Below are 1221 nucleotides of genomic sequence, written 5' to 3'. Positions count from 1 at the left end.
GCAATTCGACCAGCGACACCGACGACACCGTGTCGTCGAGGCCGAAATCGGCGAAGCCTTCCTCGGCGAGCACCGTCCGGACGTGCTCGACCGGGGTCGGCCGGGTGGCGTAGGCCAGGGCCAGGTACGGCCGCAGCGGCTCGCCGAACTCGGGGATCCGTTCACGGATCCACACGTCGGTCAGCGCGCGGGTGAGGTCGTCGCGGACCTCGAGCAGATCGGCGGGCAAGGTGATCGGCAGCCGGATCGAATCGGCCGCGACCACGGGCGCGCCGAAGCCGATCTGGAACGGGGCGCGCTCGGCGAGGACGGTGCGCGAGCCGGCGACCAGCGCCGCGAGATGCACTCCCTTGACGCCGTCGACGAAGCCGATGCCCTGGACTCCGATCCGCAGCCGGCCCGCGTCGACCGGTTCGAAGCCGGGCAGTCTGGTCAGCGTCGGGCCGAAGATCTCCACCAGCTTGTCGGCGACCGGCTGGGTCGGCGTGACCTGCCAGTCGTAGAAGGACCGTCCCGGTGTCCACCCCGGCCGCCACCACCAGCGGCTGGCAACCGTCATCTCGCTCGCGCTCATCGACCCACCTCCCGACTCGACCGCTCGCGTCCAGCGACCACCCGGTCGACCGGCGGATCTGCTCACGAACGACAGATTCGGCCGGTTCACCCCGACGTACCGGACACGATCGGCAACCCCTCTGCGACGCCAGTTACCTGTCAGCGACGGTATTACCCGGCGTGGCGGACCCGCAACACGGCGAGACCGTTCCGTTGTACCTTCGCTCCCGACTCATCGCTTTCGGCCCCGGCCCGGCGGCTCGCACTACACTGACCGGCATGCCTGTTCGTCGGCTGATCACGCTGTGTGCGTTCGCCCTCCTGCTGCCCTTCGCCGCCTCCGCCTGCACCATGACGGGCCCCGGCACCACCACCGAGTGCAACGTGAGCGGGTGCACGGTCACCTTCGAGCGCGGGGTGAGCGCCAAGGCATCGGTGCTCGGCATCGACGCCGAGCTGGTCGCGGTGAACGGCGACATGGTGACGCTGAGCATCGGCGGCCAGCAGGTGACGGTGCCGGTCGGCCAGTCGCAGGCGGCCAACGGGATGGATGTCCGGGTCAGCGAGGTCACCCAGGACAAGGCCTGCTGCGCGCGCTGCAGCACGGCGTAGGTCTCGGCGACGTCGGCGTCGCGGGGCTCGCCGATCGAGTAGGTCCGGGTGGAG

The 1221-nt window shown here is 70.3% G+C and carries 2 protein-coding genes; one reads left to right on the top strand and one right to left on the bottom strand.

What is annotated here, in order from left to right:
* Positions 1-574: hypothetical protein (locus ACWDNU_RS46270; protein ID WP_449673499.1), on the bottom strand; the 574-nt coding region annotated here is incomplete at its 3' end.
* Between the two features lie 260 nt (positions 575-834).
* Between ACWDNU_RS46270 and ACWDNU_RS46265 the strand changes: the two genes are divergently transcribed.
* A complete protein-coding gene (locus ACWDNU_RS46265) occupies positions 835-1167 on the top strand; it encodes a hypothetical protein (protein ID WP_449673500.1) in 333 nt (110 codons plus the stop codon).
* Positions 1168-1221: the final 54 nt, after the last annotated feature.

The organism is Amycolatopsis sp. NPDC003676, assembly GCF_053587275.1.
Note: the sequence above shows the minus strand (reverse complement) of the source record. Positions and strands in the feature narration are given on the sequence as shown.